Origin of the sequence: Bradyrhizobium sp. AZCC 2262, assembly GCF_036924535.1 — a bacterium.
Taxonomy (GTDB): Bacteria; Pseudomonadota; Alphaproteobacteria; order Rhizobiales; family Xanthobacteraceae; genus Bradyrhizobium.
Genome location: NZ_JAZHRT010000001.1, coordinates 2,235,675 through 2,259,963, shown reverse-complemented (window position 1 = coordinate 2,259,963; position 24,289 = coordinate 2,235,675). Strand labels below are relative to the sequence as shown.

Below are 24,289 nucleotides of genomic sequence, written 5' to 3'. Positions count from 1 at the left end.
TTCGCTGCTACCGATCAGGTCGTTTATGCGACCGACCGCTTTGCGCCAACAGCGGCCATTCGCTCATCGAATGTTATGGAACGGCTCTAGTCTAGCCAACTACTCGTCCAGCAACTCAAGGAAGTCGCTTATTCGTTCGAACGGCTTCGCATTGCGATTGCCGATATAGACCACGCGATCGCCTTCGCGCTCCAGCGACTTCGCTCTCGACTTGCGAAGCCGACCAGGGAGAAACGTCGCCGCAACAGCCTCGGGACCGACGTCGAGCCTCATAATGCCACGCCGCTTGCAATCGAGCCTGAGCCTTGCGGCCGCGAAAAAGTCTCGCGCTTCCGGCGGCAGCCTGCCGAAACGACGTGCGGTTTCGTCCTCCAAATCCTCGAGATCATCCTCGGTGCGGCATCTGGCAATACGGCCATAGATTTCCAGGCGAACAGCGTCCGACTGTATGTAGCCCGTGGGCAGCATGTCGGCGATCGGCAGGTTCAGATCAGGCACCCACAGCTCGGCGCCACCGTCGGTGTCCTTCTCCGACGCCCGCTTGAGAAGATGGCTATAGAGCATCGGCCCGAATACCTGCAGATGGCCAGACTGCTGTTCGGAGAAGAGGTCTCCGGCGCCCCGGAGATCCAGATCACGCTCGCTGATGGCAAAGCCGGCGCCGGGCTTGCTGAACTCTTCCAGCACAGCCAAACGCTTCTCGGATTGTTCGGAGTTCGACTCGTTTAACAAATACGCGAAAGCACGCGTGCCGCCCCGTCCGACGCGGCCCCTTAGCTGATGAAGCTGCGACAGACCAAACTTCTCCGGCCAGCAGATGACGATGGTGTTCGCCCGCGGAATGTCGAGGCCACTCTCCACGATATTGGTCGCGAGGAGCACGTCCGCTTCACCTTCGACGAAGCTCATCATTCGATCGTCGATATCTGCGGCTGGCAACCGACCATGGAGACATACGATGCGAAGGTCCGGAGCAGTCAATTTTATCCTTGCCAGCATCGGCTCCAAATCCTGGATACGGGGGCAAATCAGGAAGCTCTGCCCATGGCGCCTTTGCTCACGCAGCAAAGCCGCGACGATCGCGGCGTCCGATAGCGGAGCAGCCTTGGTGACGATAGGCAGCCGATGAACTGGGGGCGTAGCAATAACGCTCAGATCTCTGAACCCCGCAAGACCCGCCGCCAGCGTGCGCGGTATCGGCGTGGCGCTCATCCAAAGAGTATGAACGCCCTTCGCAAGACCCGAAAGTTTCGCCTTCTCCGCCGCACCAAAGTGCTGCTCCTCATCGATGATGACAAGGCCGAGGTCGGCAAACCTCACGTCAGTCGAGCCGAGAGCTTGTGTGCCAATAACGACTTTCAGTAAGCCGCGACGGAGGTTTTCTTTCGTATCTCTTATCTCCGCTGCCGTTGCCGACCGCGACAAATTCGCCACTTCGATTCCCAGCGGGCCGAACCGCTTGCGAAACGTCTCGACATGCTGTCTGGCCAGGACGGTGGTCGGAACCGCAACAGCGACCTGTTTTCCTGACAGCGCGACAGCCGCCGCCGCCCGCAAGGCGACCTCAGTCTTGCCAAAGCCGACATCACCACAGACCACCCGGTCCATCGGGTGACCAGCCGCCAGATCGTCCAGCACGTCCCGGATCGCCTTGGCCTGATCAACCGTCGTGAAATACGGAAAGCGCGCGACGAATCTCTCATAGGCCGCCCCCGGAGCGACCAGCTTGGGAGCACGCCGGCGCCGTCGTTGGGCGATATGTTTCGCAAGCTGCTTGGCCGCTGCTCCGATTTCTTGCTCGGCCTCGCCACGTCTGTTCCACCACGTGCTGCCATCGGCCTTGTCTAACGCGAGCTTACCGGGCTCTACAGCGTAGGGCCAGATCAAGGCGAGATCGGCAGGCGGAACAAGCGCAGCATCATCGCCGGCGAATTCGAGCCTGATCATCTCGCGCTTTGTACCGTTCCCCATGTCGAGGGTCTGCAAACGATCAAGTAAAGCCAACCCACGCTGGAGATGAACGACGGCCGCGCCGCGCTCGGGAATATCCGGGTGATTGAAGGCGACTGTCCAGGCTTTGGCCATCGGTTGCGGATGATGGGCACGGCTGCCGAGCACGTCAGACGCGGTCACAACCAAGGTCTGCTTTTTCCCGGGAGCGAAAAAGCCCGCGTCGAAGTCGGCCAACAGCGCGCCCTCGCGTCTTCTCGCCTCCACCGCCTCGTCCCAGTTGGCGAAACGCTCCGCCCTGACCCCACTCATGCGCTCCATCGCGCGCAGATCGTCTTCGACCGCGGCGACGAAGAGCAAACGAGATCCGGCGCGTTCCGCACGGGCCACGAACGCGCGAAGCGCTTTCCTCGGTGCCGCAACCTTCGAGAAGTCGGGCGTGGCTACAAACGCCGCCTTGGCAGGAAGCACACTCGTGCACTTCTTCAGCTTCTTCCAGTCCCCTAGCCCCAGATACTCGCGTTCCGAATCCCTGCGGCCGGCCGCCTCCTCGATCGTACTCAGCCAGCTGTCAGCGTGGGTCGGAACTTTTGCATCCGCGAACCATCGCGCCCGATCGCAATAGTCCAGGAAGGTAGCCCCCTGCGCCCGGTCGCCGCCCAGCGCGAGGCGTTCCGACATGGGATCGATAATCAGTTCCTTGAAATCGGAGATGACGTCATGCTCATTCGGATCGACGGCAACAATTCTGCGGATCGCACCGCCGGAATGCTCGATCCGGTACGGCCCGAGAGCACCGGCCGGGAAGATCTCGAACGTCGCGCCGTGAAAGAGCGCGGCGCCCGGATATTCAGCCTCTTCGTCGAGATCGTAGCCCAATTCCGCAATGCGTGCCTTGAGGTCGTGCTCGGCATACGACGCTCGCACCTTGAGGCTTAGGCTGATGCGCGACCAACTCGCCGGCAAGGGCAGCCGCTCCATGATCGCCTCTGCCGTCGAGATGAGCAGAATGGGCCTCTTTCTTCTGGCAAGACGGCGCAAGACCGAACTCCGCCTGCCAGCGATCTCGCGCGACGGTTCCAGCCCATCGAAGGGCAACGTATTCAATCTAGGGAACACGAGAACATCGAGCGATGGATCAAGTGCATGGACGATGCCGCCGAGCCGCTCGGCCCTGTTCTCGTCTTCAGCGAGAAACACTAACCCGTCACGACCGAACTTTTTCCACTGCTCGCGAAGATGGAGCGCCAACATGCCGAGGGGCGAGGACGTCGAGATCGCCGAACCCGAGATTTTTTTGCCTTTCTTGGTCGCGCTTTTCCTGGTCGCATCGCTGGCGCCGACCTTCCTGTTTTTCTTCACGAGACTTCCATCGTCATTCGAGAACCTGGCTGCTGCGAATCGCCAACAAAATACTAGTTATCCACTTTCTACGCTTCCTTGGATTCATCCGGGCGCTGTAAATCTTGATCTTGCCGATCATCCACGTGTCAGTTGGAATTATCCCGACATAGGCTTTGAGGTCGACATCGACCTAGCTATCGTTGCATCGGCCGTGGAACTTATCTGCAAAACCCTTTACCTGAGGCGAATTACAACTCCGCCTCTGGCGCTTCGTGCGCACCCAGCCGGGATCGACCGCATTGCTCAAGGCCTGCGGCCAGCGTCGCGCCACTGCGAATGCCAGCGCGACGACCTGCAGCTTGCTTTCGGCGTAGGCCTTTGCCGGATCCCAGGTCCGCTTCGGCCAATCGAGGTCCCGCAGCGAACCCTCCCCGCCGCGATGCAGGCCGCTGCTGAGATAAACCAGCCGAGCGGGACGATTGATCAGCCCCGTCTGTCGAAAATCGAACAACGCGAAAAATCTCGCGAAAGTCGATCTCAGGGTTTCTCTGCTACTGCATGCCGGCCATCCGGCTCTATCCAGAACCGCGCCGCCATGCCAGCAGTCCGCGTCAAATACGGCGCCAGCCGGTGATGCTCGTCAGCGGCTTCGACCATGTAGCTAAGCTCGGACACGCTTGTCGAGGAGTGTCGCCAGCCGAGCGGCCGACGGTACGATCGACTGCCGCGGAAACCCGCTAAACCCCAGCATGAGACCTGCGCGGGGTTGCGCTGCGCGATAGAAACGGCTGATTGCGCGCACGACGATACCGGCGCGTTGGGCGCTGGCCTCGACAGCGAGGTCAGACGATCCATCGCGCAGATAGGCGACAAGGTGCATGCCCTGATCGGGCACCGCAACTTCGAGCCGATCCGCTGCGCGCCGCATCAGTGTCTCCGCCAGCGCGTCGCGCTGGTCGCGATATAGCTGGCGCATGCGACGAATGTGCGCAGCGAAATGGCCTTGTTGCATGAACTCGGAAACGACCGCCTGCTGCAGCGTCGCGGGTTGGCGATCGACGAGATAGCGCGTGCCTACAAAGGCCTGCAGCAGTGCGCGCGGCACCACGGCGTAACCAATGCGCAGACCTGGAAATAACGCCTTGTTGAGCGTGCCGACGTAAATCACCTGCTCGGTGTCATCGAGACCCTGCAGTGATGCGAGCGGCGGCCCCGAATAGCGGAACTCGCTGGTGTAGTCATCCTCGACAATGAACGCGCCGCTCTGCCGCGCCCACGCCAACAGCTCCAGGCGCCGCGCCATGGACAGCGCAACGCCGGTCGGAAACTGATGCGAGGGTGTGACGAACGCGACGCGCGCCCGAGGTGCCATGCGCAGGCCAGCGTCGACGACCAGACCTTGGGCATCGACGGGAATGGGATGCGGTCGCGCCTTGGCGAGCAGCAATTGCGCGTGGGTCAGCGGATAACCAGGATCTTCGACCCACACCTCGTCGCCGGGCGCGAGCAGCACACGGACTGCGATATCGATTGCTTGCTGGGTGCCGGCCGTGATGACGATCTGCGCGGGGTCGCAACGCACCGCGCGCGCCGCTCGTAGATAGTCACTGATGTTCTCGCGAAGCTCGGCCAGGCCGGCGGGATCGGTGTAGCCGAGATCATTCGCGCCGAACCGGCGCACCGCGCGATGGGTCAGGCTGCGCCACGTCTCGGCGGTCCGGGCATCGATCAGCGTGCGGCCGGTGTTGAACGGGCGGGCGTCGCTCTGCAGCGCCGATCGCTCGAAGTCGGAAAAGGTCTGCGCCGATATCGGCACGGCGCGCTTTGTCGCGCGCGGAACGCCGCGACGTCGTGATGCAAGGCCGGTCAGATCGCCCGCGATGAACGTGCCAGAGCCGTGGCGGCTCTCTACATAGCCTTCGGCGAGCAGGTGCTCATACGCCAAGACCACGGATGCACGCGCCACGCCGAGCTTCGATGCCATGGCCCGGGAGGACGGCATCCGCGTGCCCGGACGGAGCGCGCCGGACAGCACGGCGGAGCGCACCTGCATGTAGATCTGCCGAGTGAGCGGCGTGCGGCTCGCCCGATCGAGCTGCCAAGCGTAGAGATCGGCCCATCCGCGCAATGTCATGGGAAAAAGTCAGTCACAAGTGGTCTGCTACAATGAGCGAAAGTGGACCATCTTGCCATTCCAGTAAAGAGCTAGGTTTCTGCTCGTTCCGCGCTGGTCGCGGGTTCCTGCGAGGATCGAGCTGATGACACCGTCTGAACTGCTGGACCTGGCCTGGAGCTACCCACTGTTCGAGGCCCTCTATGCCCGGCGCTCGCGGCGGTTCGGTCTCGGCTTCGAGATGCCGGAGGGGCCCTTCCGGTACAAGTCCGCGCACACGCCGGTCCCCCTGAGCGAGATCGAGGAAGCGCTGCTGGTCGGCGCGGGCGCCGGATTTTCCGGACTGGCGCTCTGGGATCTGCCGACGCCGGCACCTTACCGTCGCCGCAGCGGCCGCACATTCCCGACGACGCGGCCTGGCGGCCAAACGGCGCTTTTCTTCACCAACGATGAAGGGCTTTATGTCCTCGATGCCAACGTCGCGGCGAGCAAGCTGCGCGAGATCGAGACCCCGGACGAGCGCACCAAGGTCCTTGAAGCGTACCAAGCACAGCGTCGGGAGATCCGCCGGGGACGGCTCGACATCCCGCGCCATATACTGCCGATGAGCGGGCACGACCTTTGGGATTCGAACCAGCCAGGTTCGACGCTGTTTCTGCCGGTATGCGATGTGAGCGCGTCGTTGATCTCATTGATCGCGCAGTTCGTCGATCCCGCCCTGCGCCGCTACGCGCCTGCGGGCGGGGGCATGAACATTATCGATGACCGCCACGGCTGTCGGCCAGCCGGCACAGAGCGCTGGCTGAAGGACGGCTTCCTGGATGCCGAACGGATGCTGCCGCTATCGATCGTCGAGCGGCAGGCCTGCTACTACGTCTTCAGCGAGCCCGCGGCAATCTGCCAGAACATATTCCTGGCAACCGAGGCTCTGGGGCTGGGCGGATGGAAGCACTGCGGATTTCTCTCGCTCGAAATTCTTGGGCGCATGGGCTTCCGCACCGTCGCGGTGAATGGCGGAACGACATTCGCCAATCCGGTCGGGCTCGACGGCGTGTTCGAGGCAAGCTGTCCGCCCTATCACCCGACCATGGATGCGGCCGTTGATGCCGTGCTTGCGCCGCCGTCAAGCGGCAGCAAGGAAACGGGGCCCGTACCGCACCGTATGTCAGAGGCGGAGCATCGCGTCGGCGCGATCCGGATCAGCCCGGAAGGGCTCGACTGCACCAAGGCGATCTGCAACTACATATACGACACTTACGGCCGCTTTCCCGGCGGCACCGATGCGATGCATCTGATGTGGGTGATGCAGGCTCATCATATCGACACCGACTACTACGACCGGTTCTTTGGTCCCGGCGCCTACGGGCCGGCGCACGCGGCGCACATGGGGACCTGGCACCCGTGAGCTCGGCGTCATATCGAAATATCATCCGGTGGCCGCTGCTCCCTCTTGCCAATGAGGTGATCGATTGATCGATTGCCCCCAGGAGCAGACATTCCTCCTGACCGGCCGCTTTGCGCCAACAGCGGCCGTTCCATAACCGCTCACGATGCCACTCTCCCACGAGTTCGCTGCGCCCCGGCTGTCGCACACTGCTGGAAGCCGACGCAACCTTCAGGGGCTTGTCACCGCAGCCTGGTGGCTCAGGTCCTGTACACGCCATTCCGAAGGATGGTGACGGGCTTCGCGTCGTGGACAAGGCGTGGTCCCTATGGCCGGGCAGGTTTACTGCGCGGCGGCAACGCGCCCTGTGTAGGTCCCAGTCAGAAGATCGACGCCCTTGTCGGCGACCGCCATGACGGTGGCGTTCGTGTTGGCGCTGATGATCCTGGGCATAATGGAGGCGTCCATGACCCGAAGGCCGTCTATCCCCTTGACCCGCAAGTCGGGCGTGACCACGGTCGTGGGGTCTTCCGCCCTGCCCATTCGGCAGGTGCCGACCGGGTGAAAGTTGCTCTGCGTCGTCGCTTTCATGTATTCGACGAGCTCCGCGTCGTCCGTTATTGCCTGTCCCGGCGACAGCTCTTCTTCCACGATGTCAATGAACGGTGCTGTTGCGACGATCGTCCGGAGATACTTTAGCGCCTTCAATAGGCGTCGTGTGTCCTCCGGATCGCTCATCCAATTCGGATCGACCTCAGCGTCATCCTCTGGAAGCGCCGACTTCAAGCGGACGGACCCGTAGGAAAGCGGGCGAACCAAATTGGCCAGAAGCGTAACGGCGTTGCGTGGCTTGACCGTCAGTGTCGGCCACATCAGACCAATGCAATAGATTTGGATATCGGGCGGCCCGGCGGGATCGTCCAAATTGACGAACGCCATCGTCTCGGATCCCGTGGAAGCGATAGGGCCTGTGCCAAAAGCGTAATACTGAATGACGTTCCGGATCAGCTTGATCCCTGCGTCCTCGCCGAAATAACCAAACGGGCCCTTCGTCGAAAGCGACAGAAAGACTTCGTTGTGATCTTGCAGATTCTGGCCGACGCCGGGCAGGTCGGCGACGACTGGGATGTCGAACTGGGCCAGGTGATCGGCGGGTCCGATCCCTGAAAGCATCAGGAGCTTGGGCGTGGCGAACGCCCCGGCCGTCAAGACGACTTCATGCGTCGCCTTCGCCTGATGGACCTTCCCGTCTTTGACGTATTCGATCCCGATCGCCTGCTGACCGTCGAACAGCACCCGGTTGGCCCTCGCTTCGGTAACCAGGGTCAACCGCTCGTCGCCGATCACCGGCCTCAAGAACGAGTCCGCCGAGCTGCGGCGTTTTCCTCGAAAGGTCGTCGATTGTTCGTACCCCACGCCGTGCAGCTGACCGCCGGTGAAATCGTCGGTGAAAGGGACTTTCAGTTTTTGCAGCGCCCGGACGAAGATGTTGGCGGCCTCGGAGATGTAGGCCGGGTCGGAAACCTTGAGAGGCCCGTCTCCACTGTGCGCGGCGTTCTCCAGCCTGACGTTGCCCTCCTGCTTGCGGAAGTAGGGGACCAGGTCGTCCCAGCCCCAGCCCGCATCGCCGGATAACGTGTTCCAACGGTCATAGTCGTCCTTGGAGCCGCGGGCGTAGGTCATGGCGTTGACCGAGCTTCCCCCGCCAACGACGTTCCCTTGCATGATGTCAACGGCCCGCCCCTCGAGCGCGGGCTGGGGCGTCGAAGTGTAGCGCTTGATGTAGGGCGATTTGCCGAACACGATTTTGACGGCGCCAGCGGGCATGTGGATCAGCATATTGTCGTCGAGCGGCCCGGCCTCCAAAAGCAACACCGTCGCCCCATGGTCTTTGACCAAGCGGCTGGCCACGACGCAGCCGGCGCTGCCTGCTCCCACTACGATGTAGTCAAAGGTATCGGACACTGAGGTCATTTGGTTTTTTCCTGGTTGATCTCCCGGCCGCTTCAATTGCTGGCGCGAGGGACGGCTGAAATAGGGCGGGATTTGGCGTTGGCGTGAACCGATAGGACGGTTGCAGTTCACGCCAAATCGCAGATATGGACCTCAGGTCTTGGCTGAAATCACGCGCAAGTAACAATATTCCTTCAGGCCTTCGGCGCCATACTGCACGCCAAAGCCCGAGTCCTTGTTACCGCCGAACGGCACGTTCGGATTTACGACCAAGTGCTGGTTGATCCAAACGGTCCCGGCCTCCATCCGATGAGCGACCGCATCCAGCTCGGCCTGGTCGCGGCCCCAAACCGATCCCCCAAGCCCGTAGTCTGTGGAATTGGCGATCTCGATCGCCTCGTCGATGGTGCCGTACTTGATCAGCGACCTAAGAGGACCGAAGTTTTCGAGCTTCACGTAGTCGGCGTGGGGGGACGGGTTGTCGAGGATCGTGACTGGAAAGAAGTTGCCTTTCCCTTCGATCTCATCGCCGCGGTAAAGAACGGCGACGCCATCTTTTTGAATGGCCGCCCAGGTCGCCTGCAGCCGCAGAAGTTGCGCCCGGTTTTGGATGGGGCCGATCGTGGTGGCGGGATCGAATCCATCGCCCAGGACTTGCTCGGCGGCAAATTTCGAGAGCGCCGCGGCCACTTCGTCGTAGCGGCTTTCATGCACCAACAGCCGCTTGATGGTGATGCAACCCTGACCGTTTACCAAGAACATCCCCCAGAAAATGGGAGCGATCGCCGCATCAACGTCGACGTCCGGCAGCACAATCCCGGCGTCATTGCCGCCCAACTCGAGGGTCAGGTGCTTCAGCGTCTGGGAGGCGGACTCGAAAACCCGCCGGCCGGTCTGCGTGGAGCCCGTGAACGAGATCTTGTCGGCTTCGGGGTGGGACGTCATCCAGGGGCCGACATTGTCGCCTCCAGTCACCACGTTCAGGATGCCGGCGGGGAGAATGTCCCGCACCAGTTCCGCGACGCGCAACACGGTCAGCGGTGTGTAGAAAGACGGCTTCAGGACGACTGTGTTGCCCGCGATCAGGGCGGGAACGACCTTGTCGTACGACAGAAGTAACGGGAGATTCCAGGGACTGATGGCCGCCACGACGCCGAGGGGCGCATAGTGCCGGGTGACCCGGCCAACGCCCGGTTGGGTGGTTTCCACGTCGGGCAGGCTTTGCGCGAGAACGCCCGGCGCGAAGTCATCCAAAACAGCCGCGACTTCCCACAAGGCCAGGCTTCTCGGGCGCCCCCCCTCGGCCATGAGGAGGGTGACGAGCTCTTCACGATGCGCTTTGACATTCTCGAACGCCTTCTCGAGGATCGATCGTCGCGCCTCCCAGGTCAGTTTGCTCCACGAGGAAAAGGCTCGGCGGGCGGCCGCGAACGCTGCATCCATTCCGTCGTGCTCAATGTCGGGCACTCTGGCGAGCAGCTCGCCGGTGGCGGGATCAAGAACATCCAGGGTGTTGCGAGCACCGACACTCTTTCCGTCGATCAGGTTTGTAAAAATGCCGCGGACGCTGGCGGCAGCGAGAGCACTCTCGCGAAGCGCTGACACAGAGTCAGCCGGAACGGATTGCTGGACCATGAGCGTGTTTCCTTCAAATAAAAGCCAGGACTCCGCAAACTCTAGGCAATAGACCTAGAAGTCGCGATCGAGGTCGGGGAAGAACTCGGTAAGGAAATTGCCGATGTACTGTGTGAGGTTCGGGAGGCTTCGGGCGTAGTCGGTCAGCCTGGGATGCATCTCGCGGAGCTGATAGACCAGGATGGTCATTCCGAAGACGACCGCGTCAAAAGACGTCGGCCGGTCGGTCCCGAGAAGATACCGATTTTCGCCCAGAATTTCGGCGACGGCCGCGAGGTCCTTGGACGCCTTGTCCACGATTTCGTCGGGCGTATAACGCGCGATGCCCTGCTTGTAGGTGCGGTCTTCCATGTCGTCCCGCAGCCCCTGAAGGCCGGGGCCCATTCCGCCGAAGGCATGCTCGAAGAACCAGTCCGAACCTTCTTGATCATAGAACTCGTAGATCAGCGCGATCCAATAGAGGTGGTCCTCCAGCGTACGCTGGACGAGGTGGCCGACAGCGCGCTGATGGTCGCTCAAACCGGCGTCGGGATCTGGAAAGGCGGTCTTCAGAAAGCCGATGACCAGGTCGGAATCGGCGACTTTCACGCCATCGACCGTGATGAAAGGCACCTTTCCACGCGGCGCATTGCCAACGCCCTGCTCGGCGACGGGTTCGAAGGGGATTGCTTGGGAACGAAGATGAGCTGTCAGCTTCGCAGAAAAAGGCGACAGCGTCGGGACCCTGCGCGCGACGTCGGGATCGAAAATGCCGAAGCGGTGCAGAGTCATGACAGTCGACGGTCCAAAATGGACCTTATCGTACGGGTTCACATAGACAGGGATCTTTTTCATCACGGGCGTCCTTCATCTCGATTCACGCTCACAGCCGTGAGCAGACCAGACCGAAGGCAGCGGCTCCGCCCGTCGTTTCTGGTGCACGCGGGATATCGCGCATTGTCGAGACGATGATAATCGGATGAATGTCGACAGGACTTTTCGGGATTTGCGAGCAATGTCGTTAAAGCGGCACCGGAAAGGTCAGTCCGCGACCAGATTCTTCGCCAGGAAATCGATGAACATTCGCACACGCTGACTGGAGACGCTGCCTGCGGTGACCGCGTACAGATTGGCGTTGGAAGTCACGAACGTGTCGAGAGCGGTGACAAGTGCGCCAGAGGCAAGCTCCTTGCGGATATCCAAATCGTTTCGCATGACGACGCCGTGGCCGTCGAGCGCCCATTGGCGAAGAACGCCGCCATCGTTGGCAACGCGATTGCCCGCAACACGAACCGTAACCGGTCGTCCCTCAACGGTGAACGACCACGAAGAAAAGGTCGATCCAGGGCGCGGGTGGACGAGGCAATTGTGCGCGGCCAGGTCGTCTGGGTGATTGGGTGCAGCATGGTTTGCCCAATAGGATGGCGCGGCGCACACCACGCGGCGCCCTCGAAGCATCAGTCGAGCCTTGAGAGCCGAATCCGCCAAGGGGCCATTGCGGAGTGCCAGGTCAATGTCCTGCTCCACGAGATCGACGACACCATCGGACAAGTGCAGCGCAATTTGTACGGCGGGGTGTAAGTCGAGGAAGCGATCGATCAGCGGCGCTACCTCGGTCCGGCCAAAATGTTGCGTGGCCGTCATCCGGATTGGGCCGCGCAAGGGCCCATCCTGAACCCCGGCGATGGATGCGTCCCAGTCTGCCAAGAGCTTTCTGGCATCGGCGAGAAAACGTCGCCCTTCGAACGTGAAGCTCAATCTGCGGGTCGATCGCGTGATCAGACTAACACGCGCCTGCTCTTCCAACTGCTGAAGCGCGACCGTCACCGTTGAGGTCGAAACAGACACTTGGCGGGCGGCGGCTGAAAAGCTGCCGGTCTCAGCTATCGTTACGTACAGGCGGAGGGCTTCCAGGGTGTCCATTTCTCGCAAATCCCGAAAGGTCCAATCGAGAATAGCCTAATTATCAACGAGACAAAAGCAATCGATATTGGCTTCAACAAGCAGGAGAAGCCCATGTCCACCTCATCGACGAAAGCCGACAGCCGTGCCCCCTCTGCCAACCACACGATCATCCGTGTTGGCCTGATCGGCGTCGGAAACTGGGCCTTGAACGGCCCCGTTCGCGTGCTCAGCCTTATGCCGCAATATGAAATGGCGGCTGTCTACAGCCAGCGTCGCGACGCCGCGCAGTCTGCTGCGGACACCTTCGGTATCAGGCATGTCGTCGGATCGATCGATGAATTGGTTCGCCATCCAGACGTCGACATCGTCCTCGTGCTCACGACAGGTCCGCAGCACGAGGAAGCGGTACGCGCAGCGATCGCTGCGGGGAAGACCGTGTACTGCGAGTGGCCCTTGACGCCGGACTCGAAGACCTCGGCTGAACTGGTCGACCTTGCGGCAAAAGCTGGTGTGCAAACCATTCTCGGCACCCAACGCCGGTTCGCGCCAGGGCTGCGCTATCTGAAGGATCTTCTCGGCGATGGCTACGTCGGTCGTGTGCGCTCGGTCAGGATGCATGTGACGGTGAGCGGTTTCGGCAAAAATCGCAGCAAGGCGCTTCGTTGGAGCGCCTTCCCCGAAAATTTCATGGGCGTTACCTCAATTTTCGGCGCGCACTTGATGGACCCGCTGTTCTCGATCGTAGGCCGTCCGACTGAGATCTCGGCCGTTTCCGTCAACCAGTGGCCGGAAATCACAATCGTCGAAACGGGCGAGGAGATCAGCACGAAGGTTCCGGATCAATTGCTGCTGCAAGGCATCCTCGCAAGCGGAGCCGTGTTCGCCGTTCATATCGAGGGCGGGAAGCATCATGGCACTGGCGTTCAGATCGATATCACGGGTGATGATGGTGACTTGCAGATCACCAACACCTCGGCATTCGGGGACGTGGGCGAAGAATATAATCTATTCGGTGCCCGCGTAGCGGACACCAGGATGGCGCCACTCGCCGTGCCCGCATCGTACAACTGGTTGCCACCCTCTGATCTTCCTAGCGGCGTGCTGGAGCTCGCCGATCTCTTCGAGGTTCATGCCCGCGATCTCGCAAGCGGCTCGCGAACCGTGCCCAGCTTCGAGGACGCCCTCTTCATGCAGCGGCTGCTTGAACAGGCAGCGGTCTCGTCAGCCAGCGGACATCGCATCAAGCTTTAGACGCTGCCGCGGCCGGTGCTCCGCCTTGGGGCAGATTCACACCGGCCGCGACCATCCTCCACCAACTGCCAGGTAACATTCGCGCCGCTCTGCGAGCAGGCGAACGATGATCACTGGCGCTTTGAAAGGCGAAATGTCATGCCAACCACCGCGAGAGTCGCCCGTATTCACGAATATGGTCCTCCCGAAGTCCTGAGGTTCGAGGACATCGTCGTGGGTGAGCCGGGCGACGATGAAGCATTGATCCGCAACACCGTCATAGGTCTCAACTTCGTCGACGTTTATTATCGTAGAGGTACTCTTCCGGTCCCTGCCTTTCCAGCGATCATCGGCGACGAGGCCGCCGGGGTAGTCGAAGCCGTTGGCAAAAACGTCAAGAACGTCAGCGTGGGTGACCGCGTCGTCTATGGCGATATCGCATTTGGCGCCTACGCTACGGCCCGCTTGCATCCCGCAGACCGGCTCGTCCGCATTCCGGCAGGTGTTTCTGACGACCAGGCAGCTAGTGCCTTTCTAAAGGGGCTGACCGCTCGCTATCTGCTCAAAGAGGTGCTCGAGCTCCGACCCGGTGACACCGTTCTGTATCATGCAGCAGCGGGCGGTGTAGGCCAGATTTTCGTTCAATGGGCGAAAGCACTTGGCCTAAAGGTGATCGGCACAGTGTCCAGCGACGCTAAGGCGAAGCTTGCACGTCATGCCGGCTGCGACCACGTCATCAATTATTCCTCCGAAGACTTCGTCGCCGAAGCGCTCACGTTCACCGCAGGCAATGGTGTGGCAGCTGTTTTCGACTCCGTCGGGGCGGACACGTTCCGTGGGTCGCTGGCAGTTCTCAGGCCGCGCGGAACGCTTGTGCAATTCGGGAAGGCGTCTGGGTTCCCGGAACCGGTGGACCCATTCGAGTTGGCACCACGCGCGCTTTATCTGACGTGGCCCATTCTCCCTCACTATACGTCCACTGCAGAAGATCTGGCGATCGCCGCAGCCGACCTATTCGACGCAATCGCGACGGGAATTCTCAAGGTCGATCCCAGCAATCTTTATCCGTTCAGCCAGCTGATCGAGGCTCACCACGATCTCGAAGAGCGCCGAACCGCCGGCGCGGCAGTGCTGCGTGTCACGGCCGCCGACCTCCCTTGATCAAATCTCATGCGCCGCGACGTCCGGAGACGCCCGCGGCCCCGATCCACGAAAACAATGCTCAACTAAAGGAATAACGCGATGAATACTTCTGTGATTGAAGCGATCGAGCGCCAGAAAACCACCAACCTTTACGATGCGTCGAAAAGCATTCCCGACGACGAAATTCACGAACTGGTGCGCTTGGCGACGTTTTCCCCGACCGCGTTCCACCTGCAGAATTGGCGCTTTATAGCGGTGCGGTCGCCGGAAGCCAAAGCAAGGCTGCGGGCGGTTGCGGCTGATCAGCCCAAGGTTACCGAAGCTGCCGTCACTTTCATCATGGTCGGCGAACTGGCCGTGGCTGACGTAATGGCTGATCGACTGGCGGGGTCGGTTGCGGCAGGTTTCATGCCTGTCGAGATGGTGCCGGGCTGGGAAGCCGCAGCAAATTCGCTTTACTTCGAGAAGCCTCAGACCCAGCGCGATGAGGCAATTCGATCGGCGACCTTTGGCGCAAGCGGACTGATTCACGCCGCGCAGGCAATGGGTCTGGGCACTACGCCGATGATCGGGTTTGATCCGGTCGGCGTGTCACGTGAGTTTAGTCTCAGCGATAATGAGGTCCCGGCACTCCTCGTTGCCGTCGGCTATCCGACGGAGGCGAATTGGCCGCAGAAGCCGCGTCGGCCGATTTCGGACGTGCTCGCGTTCGCGTAACTCTTCTGAGCAGCGCCGGTCGCGTTTCACACCAGCTCGTCGAACTCTCGGGAGATCGGTTGTCTGGTGAATCCGCCCAGTCATCCGCCCGCCAGAACCGGTTGGTCCGGCCTAAACGCTGGCGTTATCCAACCCGACCTTAGGAATGTCCCATGACCCAACGTTTGAACTACACCACCATTGCTCCGGTCGGCGTAAAGGCCCTTGGCGGCGTTTACGCCTATATCACGCAATCGAATTTGCCCGTTCAACTCGTCAATCAAGTCTATCTTCGCGTCTCGCAGATCAACGGCTGTGCCTATTGCATCGACATGCATTCTCGCGACCTACTTAAGGGAGGCTTGGCCGTCGAAAAGCTGGTGCTCATCCCTGCCTGGCGCGAGGCAGGCTCCCTGTTCGACTCACGCGAACGTGCGGCTCTGGCTTGGGCTGAAACAGTCACGCGCGTCGCGGACACCGCAATACCGGATGACGAATTCGAGTCTGCGTCGGAGGCGTTCTCTGAAAAGGAACTGGCCGATCTGACGATCGCGATCGGACTAATGAATGCCTATAACCGGCTGGCGATCGGATTCCGCAACCCACCCAAGGCAGCTATTTGAATGTGAACGAAGCACGCCGACGGGCCGCCTATCCGGCGACCGAGGCTGGTTTCGCACGGAGCCTCAGCTCAGGCCCAAGACGGGAAGTGCTTACGTGCGAACGTGCTCGGTGTTCCCTTGGGAACGTGGATCGGGAACGCGCTCGGCAGATTGATCGGCGGAGCCATCGTCGACAACTCACTCCGAGCGAGCGCGATCCCGTTTGCCGCCGCCGTCGTACCCGCGCTCGCGCTCCTCTTCGTCCTGTCGCAGGAGCGCGGCATCAGTGTAGCTCCGGCCTTATCTCGACCCTCTCTGAAGGAAGCGGCACTATGACCACGATTTCCGCGAAAAGCGATGTAATGACCCTGATCAATGTGTTCACGGTTGAACCGGCCAACCAGCGACGGCTCGTTGAACTTCTAACCGAAGCCACGGAGGTTTCAGTGCGTCGGGCACCGGGCTTTGTTTCTGCCAGCCTCCATCGCAGCACTGACGGGACAAAGGTCACGATGTATGCACAATGGCGGAGCATTGACGATTATCTAGCGATGCGTCAGGACCCTGCCCCACTTCCGTTTCTTCACGAAGCGCTCACGATCGCCAAGTTTGAACCCGGCGTCTACGAAGTCGTGCGAACCTTCATACCCGCCGGCGAGCCGAATTGAAGCGACTACGGTTTTGTCCGCTTTGCGCGAACAGCAGTCATTCGTAAATCGAATGCAATGGAATCTTGCAGTGCATGTTTATCGTAAGGTGTGGCACTGAATCGAAACGCGTCTTGCGCCTGCACTGCTTTGAAGCAAGCCTTCGGAAAATCTAAAAAGATACATAAAACGGAGCGAAATCCAAAGCGGTTCGCAACCTATTTAAATTGAGTGTTCCTCAACTTCGCGGGCTGATGCTCGGTGCAATCGATGGAGCGCATCAGGAGCCGATCATGCCGACCAAAGCTCGAGCAACCGCAACCACCGGCCCCGCGCGCGCGCGCGAAGATATCATTAGCCCGCAAGCCCTCAGTTCTCTGAGCGCGGGTGCTGTAAGTGCGATGAGCGCCGTTGGGGCCGCAGTCCTTAAGAGGCATAAGCATGCGATGGATAAAAAGCCGGAATGGTTTTGGCACATATTCGCGAAGTGCGAGGCAAAGGCCGCTCGCATCGCCGAGCAGGCCGCCCGCGCCCCTCAGGCGTGCGGCGATGCGGCATTCATTGAGACCTATGCCAGGAGCCTGCCGAAGCTGATGACTGCCGCGCTAAAAGCTCACGAGAAAGGTCTAAGAACAAACTGAGCCTGAGGGCGTCGCTTAGTTAGAGCAGCCTACGGCGACCGACCTCTCTTTGTGGGTTCGACTAGCAAGCTGCGAAGTTCGTCGATCCGTCGCGCAAGATCTATCGCATTTGCCTTCAACACTTTCATCGCATGACCCCGGTGACCTTCATCTTCCAATTCTGCGATCCGTTCGTTGAACGCATTCAGTTCTTCTTCCAATTTCTGAATTTCATGTTGAATCGGAAACCGCCGAGCAGGATATTTATCGACGGTTGGTCGCTTCGCTGGACCCGCACCCTGCAAGCCTCTTCGGCGCTGTGTTGACATGGCCCCTCCGATTCGCGAGCACGTGGCTACTTCAATCTACCGTGTTTTTCGTCGGAAGTAGCACCATGTTGTTTGCTGCGGTGCATGGCCTGCTTTTGGCACCTAACCGACGTCGATAGTTTGCGTCTGCTTCGCGCCATGAGCGGTCCTTCCATAACGCTCATTCTGCGAAATTGAAGCTCCAACCCGTCGCGATCTAGCTGTGATTGATCGGAAGCTTTATCGTCCCGGCTGAGATTTAAAATCCGCAGTCTGCATACTGTTTTCTGACGAGTCGAAAACGCGAGCCCACGGCAACGAAGTCAACGTCTAGACATTGATTTCCTCGACGATATTCGCCCAAACCATCGCATCGAAGATATTCCAGATTTATGCGCCAGCGCTTCTCGTGCGGAGAGTAGGTTGCAAAATCATGCTGAGCGCTGGGCGGACCCTTGCAGATTCCAGCGACGTATTGTCGGATTTCAGCGGGCAGATCGTCTATGTGATGAAGATCCCAGGGATCGTTCTTATTTACGGCGCTGCCTTTGGAAACAGCCGCCAGTTCACTGCAAAGTAGAAGGCAATGAGCCAACAATAAGGTTCGGACTGTCATTCGACACTCCTTCTGCATCAGGTTGCTGGGGCCGATTGCCGAAACAACCAAGGTCTACATTAGCAAGTTCGCCGCCGGGTCAGCTCGGTGCGGTGCCATCCGACGTCGATCAATTCCGCGTTCGGGATCTTTTGAACATCGACTCGTATCGCTCGCATGTTGGCCCAGATAACTGGCCCGCTTTTCCTGCATCTGGCGGTAGCTGACCGCTTCTTTCCTTGCATCTCTCAGGGTTACATGTAATGTTATAACATTACAATATGACTGGATAGCGGGGACGAAACCAGCCATCCGCGGATGGGCGTTCCCGACGCCATGGCGCAAAAGCGCCGCTGCCCACGAAGTGCGAAGAGGAAATAATGCCATGCCCAATGCTGCGACACAGATTCCCGTCACGGTTCTGACCGGTTATCTCGGGTCCGGGAAGACGACGTTGCTAAACCGCATTCTCTCCGAGACGCATGGCAAGCGGTTTGCCGTGATCGTGAACGAATTCGGAGAAATCGGTATCGACAACGATCTCATCGTCGACACGGACGAAGAGATTTTCGAGATGAACAACGGCTGCATCTGCTGCACGGTTCGCGGCGACCTTATTCGCATCATCGCGGGGCTGATGCGGCGCAGCCACGGTTTCGACGGCATTGTCGTCGAGACTACTGGACTCGCAGATCCCGCGCCGGTGGCGCAGACGTTCTTTGTCGATGAGGACGTCCGCCGCAAGACGAAGCTCGACGCCATCATCACCGTCACGGATGCCAGGCATCTCCTCGAACAGATCAACCGGGCCCCGGAAGCGCAGGAACAACTCGCGTTCGCCGATGTCGTTCTCATCAACAAGGTCGATCTTGTCGATGAGGGCAGCCTCGCAACGGTCGAACGTCGTATCCGAAACATCAATCCATATGCGACGATTCACAGAACGGAGCGCTGTGGTATCGACCTCGCCAAGGTATTGGGGCGAGACGCCTTTAATCTCGAGCGCATCCTCGAAGTCGAGCCGGGATTCCTCACGGAAGAACACGACCACGAACACGACGACAGGATCGGCAGCCTGTCCCTGGTGGCGGATCGACCGATGAAACCCAACAGGTTCGTGTCATGGATACAAGATGTCACCCAACGCCATGGGACGGACATCCTGCGCATGAAGGGTATCGCATCCATAGAGGATGACGATCGGCAGTTTGTCGTTCAGAGCGTTCACATGCTCATTGAGGGCGGAAGTCAGCGTCCCTGGAAGGAGCACGAGGCGCGCCAGACACGGCTTGTCTTCATCGGGCGCGACCTGCCAAAGGACCTGCTAAGGCAGGGGTTTGAGGCTTGCTGCGCCTGAGGGAAATGAGATGGGCGAGATCGCAGGATTTGTTCCGAAATCCGAGCTTGAGCGGATTCGCTTAATTCGCGAAGCGCGCGCGATATATGACAGCATCTTTCCTCCGACCGATGCGGTCGGCGAGCGGCCGGATGATCGACGCGGCAAGGATGACGCAACCAGGCTGAAAGGGCCCGCTCCCTCGAAAGGAAACGTCCGGATGGCGGGGCGCTCATAGCCCCTCGATCGCCATATTTTCCTTGTCCATTGCAGGGTGATCGCCAATGCAAGGCGGCCATGCGCGCGTTCGGCCGGTGGCGATAGTGTCGGGGCTCCAGACGTCAGAAGGGGAACGGCTCCTTGGCAGGCGCGAAAATGATGTTGGCACGGGCCTTCGCACGGAGATGCGGAGCCTATCTCGCGCTGGCAGCGCTGACGCTGCAGCTCGCGCTGTCATTCGCGCATGTCCACAAGCATGATCTCGTCTTTTCAGGGTTCGACCGCACCGATGTCGTGAGCGTCGCGCACGGTCGGCCAGGACTGCAAGTCGCGGAGCAGCTTCCGGCACGGCTGGCCGATGACGATGATTACTGCCCGATCTGCTTCTCGGGTTTCCTGCTGTCGAACTCTTCGCTGCCGGATGCGCCGGCACATCCGCATTCGCTACAATTCCCCGAGATTGACCTTACGTTCAATCCAGTTTCCGATCGGGTGTTTCAACCGCGTCACGCGGCATTCCTGTCACGGGCACCCCCGGCCACCTGACGCCTTACCGCCACTTCCCTGCTTGCTGCAGGACTTGTCTTGCGTAGCTCGACACAAGACGCATGCGTCACCTGGTGCGCTATCACGTTCCGAGCGCTTTCAAGACCACCGTCCCCGCTTCTTGTGGGTGCTCACATCTCCCGATTCGGCGGACAGTTCATGATGAAACCGACGTATTTCTCCTGCGCGATCCTTTTGCTCTGGCTATCTGTGAACCGCGCGGAGGCGCACCCCCATGTCTGGGTCACGTTCCATAGCGAAGTGCTCTACGCCGCCGATGGCACCATGACGGGCGTCCGCCACGCCTGGACTTTCGACGACATGTTTTCAGCCTATGCGCTTCAAGGCATCTCCCACGCCAAAAAGGGCCAGTACACGCGGGAGGAACTGGCCCCGCTCGCCCAGACCAACGTGGAATCACTGAAGGAGTATGACTACTTCACCTATGCGCGCGCCGACGGCAAGAAGGTGAAATTTGCAGACGCGGTCGACTATTGGCTCGAATACAAGAACGCCGCCCTCACCTTGCATTTCACCCTGCCGTTGAAATCCGCCGCCGCTGCCAAGTCCATGCAGATCGAGGTCTACGACCCCTCGATCTTCGTGGATTTCGAATTCGCCAAGGACAAGCCGGTTTCCCTGAGCGGCGCGCCGCAATGTCTCCCGACCTACGATCTGCCGCACCAGCCGACGCCGGCCGAGCAGGCGCGGCTCGGCCAACTCGACGCCGTGCCGCTCGATCCCTCCAGCACCTATGGAGAAATGTTCGCGAACAAGATCCTGGTGAAGTGCCCATGACCAGATCGCGTGCTGTCACCTTAATCGTCCTCGTGGCGATCGTTTTCGCCTGTGTAACGGGTGTCGTGTCGGCGTGGAGCGCGCCGTTTGGTGCGCCCCATCCCGCAGCCGACATGTCCGCATCGGGGCTCACGGGCTGGATTTTTGCCGAACAGGCCGCCTTCTACCGTTCGCTGTCGGGCTTCATCCGGGCGAGCAAAGAGGATGGGGCCGCGATGTGGGAATTGTTCGGCATCTCCTTTGTCTACGGCATTTTCCACGCCGTCGGACCGGGGCACGGCAAAGCCGTGATCTCGTCCTACGTCGTTGCCAATGAAGAGACTTGGCGCCGTGGCGTGGTCCTGTCATTTGCGTCCGCGGGCATCCAATCCGTCGTTGCCATTATCGTCGTGGCCGTCGCCGCGGTTCTGCTTGGTGCAACCGCCAAGGCGATCGGACTGACCGTCCATCTGATCGAGATCATAAGCTATGCTCTCGTCATTCTGATCGGCCTGCGGCTTCTCTATGTCAAAGGCCGCGGCTTCCTGATCGCTTGCCGCGAACTGACCTGCCGCCAGGTGCCCGACCTTGCTTTTGCTTCGGCTCCAGGTGCCGCAACTTTGAGTGCCAAAACCTTTCAGTTGCCGGACCGGCGGTTCGGCGCGATGGCCATGCGTGGCGGACAATGCCAGCTCGACGGATGCACAGCTCACGTGCACAGCTTCCATTGCCATGGCGATCATGACCACCATGAATCGGCTTGGGGTCACGCTCATGGGCCCGAGCCGACCATGCTCGCCGGCGCTGACGGCTGGCGGCGGGGGCTGGCCGCGGTGGTCGCGGTCGGATTGCGGCCCTGCTCCGGCGCGATCATAGTCCTGATCTTCGCGCTGGCCCAGGACCTGTTCTGGACCGGAGTTGGTGCGACGCTGATCATGGGATTGGGCACGGCTGTGACGGTCGCGGCAATCGCAACCGTCGCGGTCAGCGCGCGTGGAATAGCAAGTCGCATCGCCCGGACGCGGGCGGGCCTCGGCATGCTCACGATGCGAGCGATCGAGGTCGGCTCCGCAGCGCTCATCGTCGCGTTTGGTATTCTGCTGCTGGCGGGTTACATGGCCAGCGAGCAACTCTGGATGTTCACGGGGTAGGCTCGATGCCATCGTCCAAATCGGATCTGCCTTAAGAGCTAGCCCCTTATGGCAATTATGGCGTCTCCTTTGGTACTCAACCGGCTGTCTCAGATTGGCTCAGCTTCGAGAGCCGACGCCTTCAGGCTCGCGCCGTTCGTCCAGTTGGGGTCGATACTTTTGAAAAAGTCGAAAATCGAAGGGTACCAAAATCTCGCGAAAGTTGATTCTTAGCCGTCTCGACCGTTGCGACGCTCCTCAGCGCTGATACGAAGGTCGGTGGCAGTTTTTGTGTGAAACGATTTGGCCCCTCACGTCGTCGCGCACGAAATGCATCAGCGGCCCTGAGAAATTTCGTTCGTCGCGGGACTTTTTCAACACTATGGCACTTGGCCGACATCGGCAATTTGCCGGATGTCCACTTTGCGCCAGAAGCGGCCGTTGCATAGGCATCATTCAGCGAATTGAGCTCTGGCGACGATTGGCCTCGAACATTTTTTTGAGACGAAAGCCGTAGCGAACCGCCGCTGAGCTTTTCAAATTCGGCTGAGCCCAAGCAGCGAACGGTGACAACGACGGGAGCGATATTCGCAGCCTCCACCACCTCGATAAACGTGACAGAACGCCGCCTTCGTTCGAAGGAGCACAATCGCGCAGATTGGCGTAGTACGCTGCGCTACGCGCCGGTGACCCAATGCACACCAAATTGCGACATCAATCGCCTGCGCACGCCTCCAAACCAGATCGGTACTGCATTTGGTACTGCACGTGTGAAGGCGACTTTACTTAACTACTGATAGCGCTTCGCTTTTCGAGAAGTCCCGGTCCAATCCATCATGGGTGCAATGCAAAATCGGTGCGATAACATATTGATGTTATTTCGCTTTTCGTTCTAGGTAGGTAGTTGCTGTTTTTGGGCCGACAGAGATTTCAATCTAACATTCGAGGCATTTTCCTTTCATTTCAACTGCTTATTTGGAAGGCTTCCCAGCGCTTTAGAACACGGAACCCCTTCTCGGTACTGCGTTGCAGTACCGGATGAGCTTCCGCAGTACCGTGCTGCTTTGGACCCTTCTACCGATCCCGTTCGCTTCGGCCGCAAAATAATGAGCCGCTCTCACCACGCCTAGGGCAGAATAGGTGCAGTCGTAGTTTTGGAGGCGATAGAGCAAGAAAACTTGCGAGCTGCGGTCCCCCAGGCGGGGCGACGCGCGCTATCAGAACCGCGGGCTAGCGAAAGCTTCGGTGCATATTGGGCTCGAAGAATGAGCGTTGCCCTCCGAAGGCAAAGGTCACATGTTCGAATCGTGTCGGGTGCGCCACTTGCGAACAAAACCTGGTACTCCGGACGCAGTAGCCCGTCCGCCTATCATAAAGTCCGCAAGAACCGCCTTCCGGCCGATGATGCGGATTTTCACATCATCCACCTCGACCCCATCGACCATCGAGCGGATATAGGTGCGCCGGAACGGCGTGTCTCCCCAAAGAGAGTTCTTTCGCATGACGTCGACTCGACGCGAACCTTGTTAGGTCGATCTGCACCACTGAACGCGACCGTTCTTGAGCAAGAAATGCGATCTGCAATCCTTCTGCCGCCACACCGACGGATGGAGGCTCGCAGTGCCATCGGAATGTCGCGTCACTTTCCAGCATGGCCGCTCGTCCGGAAGCAGGTTCATGTCCAGCCGCCACAGGGGGTCAAAATTTGCAAGCCGATTGACACCTTAAGCGCATTAGCATCGACGGAATCAATCTATAAAAACGAATGGAACAACAATATTCCGTCCGAAGCCGGGAAGGAGATCACGACGCTCACGGCCTTCCTGCTGACGGTGGCGCTCGCCGCGATGGGGCTCGAGACCGACGTCGCCAGGCTCTACGCGAAGGGACTCCGTCCGGCTATACTGGGTGCGTTGGCCTTCCTCTTCATCGCGACCTTCAGCCTCACACTCATCAAACTAGCGGGATGATCAGATCATGACGCTTGAGCAACTCCGGATATTCGTCGTGGTCGCCGAGAAGCAGCATGTTACTCAGGCCGCCCGGGAGCTGAACCTGACCCAATCGGCCACCAGGGCGGCCGTCGCGGCGCTGGAGGAGCGTTACAACATCAAGCTATTCGACCGTGTCGGCCGCGGCATCGTAACGCGCGTCCGGCAACGACCCGCCGCTCTCAA

Annotated in this window: 19 protein-coding genes and 3 pseudogenes; 14 read left to right on the top strand and 8 right to left on the bottom strand. The window is 60.0% G+C overall.

Annotation, left to right across the window (positions count from 1 at the left end):
- Positions 1 to 99: 99 nt before the first annotated feature.
- The 3 genes and pseudogenes from V1283_RS10640 to pdxR form a co-directional block, all read right to left on the bottom strand.
- Positions 100 to 3,204 (bottom strand): helicase-related protein, encoded by a 3,105-nt coding sequence (locus V1283_RS10640; RefSeq protein WP_334393019.1) that lies wholly within the window; start codon positions 3,202 to 3,204, stop codon positions 100 to 102.
- Between the two features lie 358 nt (positions 3,205 to 3,562).
- Positions 3,563 to 3,787: pseudogene (locus tag V1283_RS10635) on the bottom strand (SDR family NAD(P)-dependent oxidoreductase); the annotation flags it as partial.
- A 168-nt stretch (positions 3,788 to 3,955) separates the two neighbouring features.
- Entirely contained in the window at positions 3,956 to 5,428 is a 1,473-nt protein-coding gene (pdxR, locus tag V1283_RS10630) for a MocR-like pyridoxine biosynthesis transcription factor PdxR (RefSeq protein WP_334386423.1), read from the bottom strand.
- Between the two features lie 124 nt (positions 5,429 to 5,552).
- Here pdxR and V1283_RS10625 point away from each other — a divergent pair, with 124 nt between their 5' ends.
- Positions 5,553 to 6,812, top strand: a complete 1,260-nt coding sequence (locus V1283_RS10625; RefSeq protein WP_334386421.1) for a hypothetical protein — start codon at positions 5,553 to 5,555, stop codon at positions 6,810 to 6,812.
- A 321-nt stretch (positions 6,813 to 7,133) separates the two neighbouring features.
- Here the strand turns inward: V1283_RS10625 and V1283_RS10620 are convergent, their stop codons facing one another.
- The 4 genes from V1283_RS10620 to V1283_RS10605 all read right to left on the bottom strand — a co-directional run bounded on the left by V1283_RS10620 (position 7,134) and on the right by V1283_RS10605 (position 12,281).
- A complete protein-coding gene (locus V1283_RS10620) occupies positions 7,134 to 8,765 on the bottom strand; it encodes a GMC family oxidoreductase (RefSeq protein WP_334386420.1) in 1,632 nt (543 codons plus the stop codon).
- Between the two features lie 132 nt (positions 8,766 to 8,897).
- The gene (locus V1283_RS10615) at positions 8,898 to 10,379 is read right to left on the bottom strand and encodes an aldehyde dehydrogenase family protein (protein ID WP_334386419.1); all 1,482 of its coding nucleotides are present in this window, start codon (positions 10,377 to 10,379) and stop codon (positions 8,898 to 8,900) included.
- Between the two features lie 54 nt (positions 10,380 to 10,433).
- On the bottom strand, positions 10,434 to 11,213 hold the full coding sequence (locus V1283_RS10610; protein ID WP_334386418.1) for a glutathione S-transferase family protein: 780 nt from the start codon (positions 11,211 to 11,213) through the stop codon (positions 10,434 to 10,436).
- 186 nt (positions 11,214 to 11,399) lie between these two features.
- Positions 11,400 to 12,281 carry a LysR family transcriptional regulator gene (locus tag V1283_RS10605; RefSeq protein WP_334386417.1) on the bottom strand — a complete coding sequence of 294 codons (882 nt, stop codon included), beginning with the start codon at positions 12,279 to 12,281 and terminating at the stop codon, positions 11,400 to 11,402.
- A gap of 93 nt (positions 12,282 to 12,374) precedes the next feature.
- Here V1283_RS10605 and V1283_RS10600 point away from each other — a divergent pair, with 93 nt between their 5' ends.
- From V1283_RS10600 to V1283_RS10575, 6 genes are all read left to right on the top strand, one after another.
- A complete protein-coding gene (locus tag V1283_RS10600; protein ID WP_334386416.1) occupies positions 12,375 to 13,514 on the top strand; it encodes a Gfo/Idh/MocA family protein in 1,140 nt (379 codons plus the stop codon).
- 138 nt (positions 13,515 to 13,652) lie between these two features.
- Positions 13,653 to 14,654, top strand: a complete 1,002-nt coding sequence (locus V1283_RS10595) for a quinone oxidoreductase family protein (RefSeq protein WP_334386415.1) — start codon at positions 13,653 to 13,655, stop codon at positions 14,652 to 14,654.
- Positions 14,655 to 14,735: 81 nt separating this feature from the next.
- The gene (locus V1283_RS10590) at positions 14,736 to 15,353 is read left to right on the top strand and encodes a nitroreductase family protein (protein ID WP_334386414.1); all 618 of its coding nucleotides are present in this window, start codon (positions 14,736 to 14,738) and stop codon (positions 15,351 to 15,353) included.
- A gap of 152 nt (positions 15,354 to 15,505) precedes the next feature.
- Complete coding sequence (locus V1283_RS10585; RefSeq protein ID WP_334386413.1) at positions 15,506 to 15,955, top strand: carboxymuconolactone decarboxylase family protein; 450 nt, start codon at positions 15,506 to 15,508, stop codon at positions 15,953 to 15,955.
- A 311-nt stretch (positions 15,956 to 16,266) separates the two neighbouring features.
- Positions 16,267 to 16,602, top strand: a complete 336-nt coding sequence (locus V1283_RS10580) for an antibiotic biosynthesis monooxygenase family protein (RefSeq protein WP_334386412.1) — start codon at positions 16,267 to 16,269, stop codon at positions 16,600 to 16,602.
- Positions 16,603 to 16,874: 272 nt separating this feature from the next.
- Complete coding sequence (locus V1283_RS10575) at positions 16,875 to 17,222, top strand: hypothetical protein (RefSeq protein ID WP_334386411.1); 348 nt, start codon at positions 16,875 to 16,877, stop codon at positions 17,220 to 17,222.
- A gap of 29 nt (positions 17,223 to 17,251) precedes the next feature.
- Here V1283_RS10575 and V1283_RS10570 read toward each other — a convergent pair whose 3' ends face one another.
- Complete coding sequence (locus tag V1283_RS10570; RefSeq protein WP_334386410.1) at positions 17,252 to 17,530, bottom strand: hypothetical protein; 279 nt, start codon at positions 17,528 to 17,530, stop codon at positions 17,252 to 17,254.
- A 959-nt stretch (positions 17,531 to 18,489) separates the two neighbouring features.
- On the opposite strand from V1283_RS10570, the gene V1283_RS10565 reads away from it, so the two are divergent.
- The 7 genes and pseudogenes from V1283_RS10565 to V1283_RS10525 all read left to right on the top strand — a co-directional run.
- Positions 18,490 to 19,461, top strand: coding sequence for a CobW family GTP-binding protein (locus V1283_RS10565; protein ID WP_334386409.1), 972 nt, complete (start codon positions 18,490 to 18,492; stop codon positions 19,459 to 19,461).
- 10 nt (positions 19,462 to 19,471) lie between these two features.
- On the top strand, positions 19,472 to 19,678 hold the full coding sequence (locus V1283_RS10560; RefSeq protein WP_334386407.1) for a hypothetical protein: 207 nt from the start codon (positions 19,472 to 19,474) through the stop codon (positions 19,676 to 19,678).
- Between the two features lie 140 nt (positions 19,679 to 19,818).
- Positions 19,819 to 20,205, top strand: a complete 387-nt coding sequence (locus V1283_RS10555) for a hypothetical protein (RefSeq protein ID WP_334386406.1) — start codon at positions 19,819 to 19,821, stop codon at positions 20,203 to 20,205.
- 159 nt (positions 20,206 to 20,364) lie between these two features.
- The gene (locus V1283_RS10550; protein ID WP_334386405.1) at positions 20,365 to 21,003 is read left to right on the top strand and encodes a DUF1007 family protein; all 639 of its coding nucleotides are present in this window, start codon (positions 20,365 to 20,367) and stop codon (positions 21,001 to 21,003) included.
- A complete protein-coding gene (locus V1283_RS10545) occupies positions 21,000 to 22,133 on the top strand; it encodes a nickel/cobalt transporter (RefSeq protein WP_334386404.1) in 1,134 nt (377 codons plus the stop codon). Before V1283_RS10550 ends, V1283_RS10545 begins: the two co-directional genes overlap by 4 nt.
- A 1,757-nt stretch (positions 22,134 to 23,890) precedes the next feature.
- Positions 23,891 to 24,082: pseudogene (locus V1283_RS10530) on the top strand (YeiH family putative sulfate export transporter); the annotation flags it as partial.
- Positions 24,083 to 24,089: 7 nt separating this feature from the next.
- Positions 24,090 to 24,257: pseudogene (locus V1283_RS10525) on the top strand (LysR family transcriptional regulator); the annotation flags it as partial.
- Positions 24,258 to 24,289 lie beyond the last annotated feature (32 nt).

Excerpts from the sequence above, each read along its gene's own strand:
- V1283_RS10625 (WP_334386421.1), top strand. The coding sequence starts at position 5,553 with ATGACACCGTCTGAACTGCTGGACCTGGCCTGGAGCTACCCACTGTTC.
- V1283_RS10570 (WP_334386410.1), bottom strand. The coding sequence starts at position 17,530 with ATGTCAACACAGCGCCGAAGAGGCTTGCAGGGTGCGGGTCCAGCGAAG.
- V1283_RS10620 (WP_334386420.1), bottom strand. The coding sequence starts at position 8,765 with ATGACCTCAGTGTCCGATACCTTTGACTACATCGTAGTGGGAGCAGGC.
- V1283_RS10590 (WP_334386414.1), top strand. The coding sequence starts at position 14,736 with ATGAATACTTCTGTGATTGAAGCGATCGAGCGCCAGAAAACCACCAAC.
- V1283_RS10605 (WP_334386417.1), bottom strand. The coding sequence starts at position 12,281 with ATGGACACCCTGGAAGCCCTCCGCCTGTACGTAACGATAGCTGAGACC.
- V1283_RS10600 (WP_334386416.1), top strand. The coding sequence starts at position 12,375 with ATGTCCACCTCATCGACGAAAGCCGACAGCCGTGCCCCCTCTGCCAAC.
- V1283_RS10555 (WP_334386406.1), top strand. The coding sequence starts at position 19,819 with ATGTTGGCACGGGCCTTCGCACGGAGATGCGGAGCCTATCTCGCGCTG.
- V1283_RS10575 (WP_334386411.1), top strand. The coding sequence starts at position 16,875 with ATGCCGACCAAAGCTCGAGCAACCGCAACCACCGGCCCCGCGCGCGCG.
- V1283_RS10560 (WP_334386407.1), top strand. The coding sequence starts at position 19,472 with ATGGGCGAGATCGCAGGATTTGTTCCGAAATCCGAGCTTGAGCGGATT.
- V1283_RS10640 (WP_334393019.1), bottom strand. The coding sequence starts at position 3,204 with ATGTTGGCGCTCCATCTTCGCGAGCAGTGGAAAAAGTTCGGTCGTGAC.
- V1283_RS10615 (WP_334386419.1), bottom strand. The coding sequence starts at position 10,379 with ATGGTCCAGCAATCCGTTCCGGCTGACTCTGTGTCAGCGCTTCGCGAG.
- V1283_RS10585 (WP_334386413.1), top strand. The coding sequence starts at position 15,506 with ATGACCCAACGTTTGAACTACACCACCATTGCTCCGGTCGGCGTAAAG.
- V1283_RS10545 (WP_334386404.1), top strand. The coding sequence starts at position 21,000 with ATGACCAGATCGCGTGCTGTCACCTTAATCGTCCTCGTGGCGATCGTT.
- V1283_RS10580 (WP_334386412.1), top strand. The coding sequence starts at position 16,267 with ATGACCACGATTTCCGCGAAAAGCGATGTAATGACCCTGATCAATGTG.
- V1283_RS10610 (WP_334386418.1), bottom strand. The coding sequence starts at position 11,213 with ATGAAAAAGATCCCTGTCTATGTGAACCCGTACGATAAGGTCCATTTT.
- V1283_RS10595 (WP_334386415.1), top strand. The coding sequence starts at position 13,653 with ATGCCAACCACCGCGAGAGTCGCCCGTATTCACGAATATGGTCCTCCC.
- V1283_RS10550 (WP_334386405.1), top strand. The coding sequence starts at position 20,365 with ATGATGAAACCGACGTATTTCTCCTGCGCGATCCTTTTGCTCTGGCTA.
- pdxR (WP_334386423.1), bottom strand. The coding sequence starts at position 5,428 with ATGACATTGCGCGGATGGGCCGATCTCTACGCTTGGCAGCTCGATCGG.
- V1283_RS10565 (WP_334386409.1), top strand. The coding sequence starts at position 18,490 with ATGCCCAATGCTGCGACACAGATTCCCGTCACGGTTCTGACCGGTTAT.